We start from the raw sequence: 8261 nt of genomic DNA, 5'->3' as shown, positions 1-8261 counted from the left end.
CCTATGGGACCTGCAATTGAAGGCGGCGTTGGCATTAATGCGCAACTGTCTCACAATTTCTCCCTTCATGGTGATGTGAGCTATCAACAAAAGCTTCAGAAAACTGGTATAAGTGGTGCAAACTTTTCAGGCGGCATACGCTATCAGTTTTAAAATAAAACTGTCAAAACAGCGTATTTCTTTTCTATGCATTAACAAAAAAGGCAGCTACAATATGCTGCCTTTTTATCTCTCCCCTATTCTTCTCTACCAATACACACCGCCAACATTTTTCTTTAAGAAAATTAGTTAAAAAACTCAAAACAATAAAATAGCGCGCTTTCAACTAGTAAAAATATCCCTTGAAAAAAACTAAACGTCGATTGAAAAATCAATGAGCGCTATTTTATCGTAACCGTGTTAAAGAAAAACATGAAAGATATGGTATCATCTTTGGTTTCATGATGTTGAAAGAGATCCCTATCAGGCTCAAGCATACAGTTTTTTTAAATTTTCTTGCCTACTCCTTTTCTTTAAGCATAAGCAATAAGCTTTATGCAAGCATAACACATATCTTGAATAGAAAAACTTATAATACTTATATAATATTAACATAATGTATTCATATAATACTAAGTGAATTTAAGTATAATACATTATATGTTAAATGTATAATTTATTTTATACTTTACATAAAAATAAAAATTGCCTATTCACGTTCCATCTCTAAAATACCCATCCATTTGATATCCTTCTTATAAGCGGGGGAAGAGTGTGGGGCACTTATAATTTACTTATAATTTAGGAAAATCTTGATGTGTAAAAAGTCCCTTTTATCCTGCACGGCTGTCATAGCTGTCATGCTATTCAACACCCATCTCAATGTATATGCTGAAACTCTTGAAGTTTCCGGCGAGAAAAAAGAAGTATCTAACACAACGTATGAGATTATTAATGCGAAAGACAACGGGGAAATTACCGGCACACATTTAACTGTGGTTGGGAATAAAGACACGGATATTTATGCTGTAACAGCTGACGGTTTTGGCAGTGCGATTACATTACTGCAAGACACAGCCATTAAAGGAACTGATTTTGACATTCGTCTTGGTCTTAATGCAAAAGATGGTGCTACAATCAAAATGACTGGAGGCATTATTACGGTTTCTGAAATTGGCGCTTTCTTCGAAAACAGTATGAATGATAAAAACAAGCTGGAAGGTGTAACAATATCAAGCGGTAAAGATGACCACTTCATGGACAAGGGAATAAATGCCGACAACAAAAGCAAAGTTACTTTAGAAAACGTAACGGTTACGCAAGCAAACACCAGTATATTTGCAAATGATCATTCTGAAATAACGATTTTAGGAGGAGCATTTGATGGAGAACTCAAAGGAATATCTGCTACGGAAGGCAGCGCTATTACTTTAACCTATAGTGAATTAGCCGATAATAAAAAAGGCAGTGTTCAAGTTACATCATCTCATGGTGACGGACTCTATGCAAATGGTGCACAATCCACAATCACAATGATAGGAGGATCAGTCACTGGAGAAAATACAGCATTACTTGCAGAAAATGGCGGACATATTGACGTCACAGATGTTACTTTAAAAAAAGATGGCACCGGAATCGGTGCAATAGCTAATGATGTTGACAGCACAATTGAACTGCACGGAAATACGGTAATTAATGACGCTGTAATTGGGCTTTATGCAACAAACGGTAGCACAATCACAATGACTGGAGGAACCATTACGGCTTTTGAAACTGGTGCGTTCTTCAATGAGAGTAAAAGCGATAAAAACAAGTTAGAAAATGTAACCATTACTTATGCAAATACCAGCATAAGTGATCAAGACAAGCTAGAAAATGTAAAAACATCGGACAATGAATTAGACCCTGGATGGGAAAGTGAATTAGAAAATGAAAAAGAAGAGTTTTTATACACAGGAATAACGGCCTTTGCCGGAAGTCATCTCACTTTAGAAAATGTAACCATTACGCAAGCAGACACCAGCATATCGGCAGAAGATGGTTCACAAGTAACGATATTAGGAGGAGCATTTGATGGAGAACACACAGGGCTATACGTAATGAACGGCAGCTTCATTACTTTAGCCAATAGTAAAGAAGGCAGCGTTCAAGTTACATCATCTGATGGTGATGGACTCTATACAGACGGTTTATTCTCTACCATCATAATGATGGGAGGGACAGTGACTGCGGGAAACAGAGCATTATTTGCACAAAAAGGTGGATATATTAAGGTCACAGATGTTGCTCTAACAACGATGAACGGAAACGGATACGGGGCAGCTTCCACCGATCCTTACAGCTTTATTGAATTGGATGGGGAGACAACGATTAATAATGCTATAAATGGACTTGATGCGGAAAACAATGGTGTCATCATAATGACGGGAGGAGCTGTAACTGCAAAAAGTGCAGCATTGTTTACCATGAACGGTGGATATATTAAGGTCACAGATGTTGCTCTAACAACGATGGACGGAAACGGAAACGGTGCAGCTTCCACCGATCCTGAAAGCTTAATTGAATTGGATGGGAACACAACAATTAATAATGCTCTCATCGGACTTTATACAGAAAATAGTGGTACTATCTCAATGGCGGGTGGAAATGTGACTGGGAAAAGCGCGGCAGTACTTACAAAAAGCGGTGGACATATTAAGGTCACAGATGTTGCTCTAACAACAATGGATGGCAACGGATATGGTGCAGCTACCAGCGATCCTAACAGCTTGATTGAATTGCATGGAAAGACAACGATTAATAATGCTTTCATCGGACTTTATACAGAAAATAGTGGTACTATCACAATGGCGGGTGGAACTGTAACCGCAACAAACATGGCACTGTTTGCAGCAAACGGTGGACATATTAAGGTCACAGATGTTGCTCTAACAACAATGGATGGCAACGGATACGGTGCAGCTACCACTGATCCTGACAGCTTGATTGAATTGGATGGAAAGACAACGATTAATAATACTTTCATCGGACTTTATACAGAAAATAGTGGTACTATCACAATGGCGGGTGGAACTGTAGCCGCAACAAACATGGCATTGCTTGCAAAAAGCGGTGGACATATTAAGCTCACAGATGTTGCTCTAACAACGATGTATGGTAACGGATACGGAGCAGCTACCTCCGATCCTGAAAGCTTGATTGAATTGGATGGAAAGACAACGATTAATAATGCTTTCATCGGGCTCAATGCAGAAAACAGTGGTACTATCACAATGGCGGGTGGAACTGTAGCCGCAACAAACATGGCATTGCTTGCAAAAAGCGGGGGACATATTAAGCTCACAGATGTTGCTCTAACAACGATGTATGGCAACGGATACGGAGCAGCTACCTCCGATCCTGAAAGCTTGATTGAATTGGATGGAAAGACAACGATTAATAATATTTTCATCGGGCTCAATGCAGAAAACAGTGGTGCAATCACAATGACGGGAGGAGCTGTAACTGCAACAAACATGGCAGTGCTTGCAAAAAGCGGTGGGCATATTAAAGTCACAGATGTTGCTTTAACAACAACAAATGGTAACTATGGTGCTGCTGCAACCGATCCTGAAAGCTTGATTGAATTATATGGAAAGACAACAATTAATAATGCTGTAACCGGACTTGATGCAGAAAATAGTGGCACAATTATAATGACTGGTGGAACAGTAACTGCGAAAACCATGGCATTGTTTGCAATGAACAGTGGACATATTAAGGTCACAGACGTTGCTCTAACAACGATGGATGGCAACGGATACGGTGCAGCTGCCAGCAATCCTTACAGCTTAATTGAATTGCATGGAAATACAGCGATTAGCAATACTTTCATCGGACTTTATGCAGAAAACGGTGGCACAATTAAAATGAATGGAGGGACCGTAGCAGCAAAAGGATCAGCATTTGTTTTAAAAAATAGCGGATATATTGATGTAACAAATGTTTCTGCAACAGCAGAAAACAGTGGCATAACATTTGATAAATCCGAGGACGATAATGCCTTAGAAATCAACTTGACAAATACAAAGATTCGCACTGAAAATAGTATTGGAATTAACGCAGACCAATCAATCGGTATAGCCAATCTCAAAAATTCAGAAATCAGTGCCGATATTTTATTAGCAGCAAAAGGTTCAACTAAAGAAAATAATTTTGCTTTTACACTAAATGCTAATCACTCCGTATTAAAGGGAAGAGCAAAAATTGCAGAAAACAGAACTGTACGCTTTGATTTGACAAACAAGACAACATGGATATTGAAAACCAGTACAAAAAAAACCGATGATGACGGAAAACTGCTTGCTATTGCTCAAAGGTCACGTTCTGATATTTCTGTGCTCAATCTCAATGATAGTTCTATTGTTTTTAATGGACCGGTAGAAGATCATTATCATACATTGCATATAGGATCTGGAATACCGAACATTCTAGCAGTCTATAATGCCTCTGGTGAGGCAGAAATTCATTTCAACGCTATATGGAGTGATGGTGTTGCAATAGATGCACAAAAAACCGATAGGCTTCTCATTCACGGTGATGTAGCAGGCACCACAACAGTTTATGTCAAAAGTGTTTCAGGGGATAAAGAGAGCGTAGAAAATGCTTCTACTCCTTCAAATATAGGTGGACTTTCACTTATTCAAGTTTCTGGAGAAGCAAAAGAAGACTCCTTTAAATTGAAAAATGGCTATACCACCATAGGAGGAACTCCTTATAAATATACGCTGACTGCCTATGGACCAGTATCAAGCTATGGCAAAGCCAATGCTAACCAAAACTTATTCGATGAAAAGGATAAAGATTTCTGGGATTTCCGTTTGCAGCCTGAATTTTTTGACACCGATTCAAAAATAAGAGCAGTTGTACCACAAATGGCAAGCTATTTGGTTATGCCAAATGCCCTCTTTTATACTGGATTGGCCGATATGGCCAAGCAAAATGCACTTTTAGCCAATATGAGAACAACAGTCTTGGGAGAGCAGAAAAATCTAAAAAATAGTTTCTTCCTCTCTACCTATGGGGGTACAGGAACCTTATCCTCGAAACGCGGTCCCCTTAAATATGGTTATGGTGCTGATATTCGCTACGCTGCTATACAAGGTGGGGTTGCATTGACTACGTTAGAAGGGCACAGCACTACTACACATCTTGGTCTTTTAGGTACCTATGGGCAGCTGTCTTTCACTCCAAAAGAGATGCAGGATGCAAGTAAAAGCACCCTAGATAAATGGTCTCTCACTGCCTATGGTAGTGTACAACATGACAGTGGTTTCTATATCGATACGCTTTTATCCTATGGGATAATAAAGGGCGATATCACCAATGCTATCATTGGTAAAACCGCGAAATTGAACAATGTAAAAATGTTGAGTATTTCCACCACCGTTGGCAAACAATTTTCTACCGGAATGGAAGGTTTAACCTTCGAGCCCCAAATACAACTTGCTTATCAACATTTGATGTTTGATACCATTGAAGATGCTGATAATTTAAAAATTGATATGAACAATCCTTCTCAATGGTTGATCCGTGTTGGTGGACGTTTAACCAAAACCATTATGACCACTGAAAATGGTCCTGCCATTTCCTTCTATGGAAAAGCAAACTTGATCAAAACCTTTGGTGATGATGGTACCATCCAGATTGGCAGAGATTTTGACCTTGATCCCATAGGAACAGCAATTGAGGGCGGCGTTGGCATCAATGCACAACTGTCTCACAATTTCTCTCTTTACGGTGATGTAAGCTATCGACAAAAGCTTCAGAAAACTGGTATAAGTGGTGCAAGCTTTTCAGGTGGCATACGCTATCAGTTTTAAATCAAGGCTGTAAAAATAGCCTATTCATTCTATTCAATTTAACAAAAAGGGCAGCACAATATGCTGCTCTTTTTGTACATTAAAGTCATCCTTTTTCCTTTTAAAGCACCCTTCCCTCTTTATACTTAATACTTAGTTCTTTACGAAAATCCCCAAGACAAGACACAACAAACGCAACAGAGCACTTCTATCCCCAGTGGATGAAGAGTACTTCCTACTTTGAAAAAAAGAGAAGTCTATTAGAAATAAATTAATACCACTGTGTTGAAAGATGACAACCCACTTTAAGCCCAAGTAAGTTAGCTTTTTTACTAGCTTCTTCTACATCCTTTTTTGTTCCCTCATAATCCCAATTTGCGTCATATAATAATCCCTACCATCACGTAAAAGATGTCATGGTACCACTATATCAGTATCTCAGAATATTTCTCTGAATAATAATATTCAAAATTATAATTCTTTAAATAAAATCAATTATAAATACATTTTGTATTAGACATAATTAATATCAAGTATTTTTTAATTTTGACAAAAAACCAAAAATGTCTTACCAAATAAAGACAATTACTGAAATTAATAACAATTATCCATTTTCACTTCTTCTTATGAAGTTCGCGGGGAAATGAATATTTGGGGGCTATCATAAGGAGAATACTAGTGTATAAAACATCCCTTTTATCATGCACGGCTGCAGCCGCTATCATCCTATTCAATATCCAGTTCAGTGCACATGCTGAAACCCTCGTAGTTTCTGGGGGAAAACAACAAGAAGTATCCGATAAAACCTACGAAACTATTCACGCAAAAGACGGTGGCAAAATCATTGGAAAACATTTAACCATTGTTACGAATAAAGATATAAACCAAGGCACAAACCAAACCGTCTATGCTGTAACAGCAGAAGGTGCTAACAGTGCGATTGAGTTACTGGATGGCACAACCATTAAAGGCACTGGTTCTGGTATTTTCTTAGGCCTTGAAGCCAAAGACGGTGCTACACTTCAAATGACTAAGGGAACAATTACATATTCTGGAATGGAGGCCTCCTCATCTGGCATTTTATCTAGCACTGGTGCTTCCTTTTCTGACAGTAAGAGTAAAAAAAACAAGCTGGAAGACGTGGTAATATCGAGTGAAAACGATAACAGTTCACTATCCTTAGGAATAAGTGCTAAAAACAGCACAGTAACCTTGAATAATGTAACCGTTACTCAAGCACTAACAGGCATATCTGCAGATGATCACTCGACAATAACAATCTCTGGAGGATCATTTCGTGCAAAAAATACAGCAATATCTGCTCAAAATGGCAGCACCATTACTTTAAACAACAATGTTACAGTCGCATCATCTAATGGTACTGGACTCCATGCAGATGGTATAGAATCCAAGATCACAATGAAAGGAGGGGCTGTCATAGGAGGAAGTTTGAATGGACATGAAGGCGCATTATTTACAGAACATGGTGGACGTATTGAAATTACGGATGTTACTCTAACAACCGATAACTTCGGAAACGGTGCACTTGCACTTGGTTCTGATAGCATAGTTGAATTAAAAGGCAATACAAAGATTAACAATGCTTTGAACGGTCTTGGAGCATTTGATGGTGGTAAAATCACCAGCGAAAATTTAACACTCATCGGTTCTGGAGCAAAAGAAGAAAGCACTGGTGTAGGAGTTGACCTGCCTAACAGCAAGATCGAACTAAATGGAAAAACAACCATTGAAAAATTCACACATGGGCTTGAGGCACGAAATGGTGGACAGATTGATGTCACGGATATAGCTTTAACAACGAATGACGCGGGAACCGGTGCACTTGCACTTGGTCCTGATAGCAGAATTGAATTGCATGGAACGGCAACGATTAATAATATTTTGAAGGGTCTTAGAGCAATAAATGGTGGCAAAATTACCAGCGAAAATTTAACAGTAGTCGGTGGTAAAGCAATTAATGAAAATCTCGGCAAAATAAGCATTGGTGTACGGACAGAGGATTCTGGTAGTGAAATTCAGTTAACCGGCAAAACAACCATTCAAAATGTCGATGAAGGTCTTTATGCAGACGGTGGAAGTCAAATCATTAGCGGAGATTTAACAATAACCGGTGGTGAGTCCGAAGCAGCAACCGTTGGTGTAAACATTTGGGATGCCGATAGTATAGTTGAATTCAATGGCAAAACAACCATTCAAAATGTTGATGTTGGTCTTTTTGTCATTGAAGGTAGCACAATTAAAACGAGCAATCGTGCTATTGATACTAATTCTAAAGGCCTAGATACCCAATCCGATACTCCTCAGAAGGGGAAGAAAAATACAATAGAAGCAAAAATGGCTGCGCTGGTTGTAATAAATGGCGGACATATTGATCTGACAGATGTTTCTGCCACAGCAGAAGTTGCCGGTTTACAATTCGCA

General features: G+C 38.7%; 2 protein-coding genes and 1 pseudogene. All 3 read left to right on the top strand.

The features are described 5' to 3' along the window. A partial coding sequence (locus tag ACFILL_RS08395; protein WP_375613936.1) for an autotransporter outer membrane beta-barrel domain-containing protein occupies positions 1 to 153 on the top strand: 153 nt, incomplete at its 5' end. A gap of 641 nt (positions 154 to 794) precedes the next feature. After that, the gene (locus tag ACFILL_RS08390; RefSeq protein WP_375681093.1) at positions 795 to 5840 is read left to right on the top strand and encodes an autotransporter outer membrane beta-barrel domain-containing protein; all 5046 of its coding nucleotides are present in this window, start codon (positions 795 to 797) and stop codon (positions 5838 to 5840) included. 657 nt (positions 5841 to 6497) lie between these two features. Beyond that, positions 6498 to 8261 (top strand): annotated as a pseudogene (locus ACFILL_RS08385) (autotransporter outer membrane beta-barrel domain-containing protein); the annotation flags it as partial.

The sequence above is a fragment of the Bartonella sp. AP20NXHL genome (assembly GCF_042196165.1).
In the GTDB taxonomy this organism is placed as follows: Bacteria; Pseudomonadota; Alphaproteobacteria; order Rhizobiales; family Rhizobiaceae; genus Bartonella.
Note: the sequence above shows the minus strand (reverse complement) of the source record. Positions and strands in the feature narration are given on the sequence as shown.

Excerpts from the sequence above, each read along its gene's own strand:
- ACFILL_RS08390 (WP_375681093.1), top strand. The coding sequence starts at position 795 with ATGTGTAAAAAGTCCCTTTTATCCTGCACGGCTGTCATAGCTGTCATG.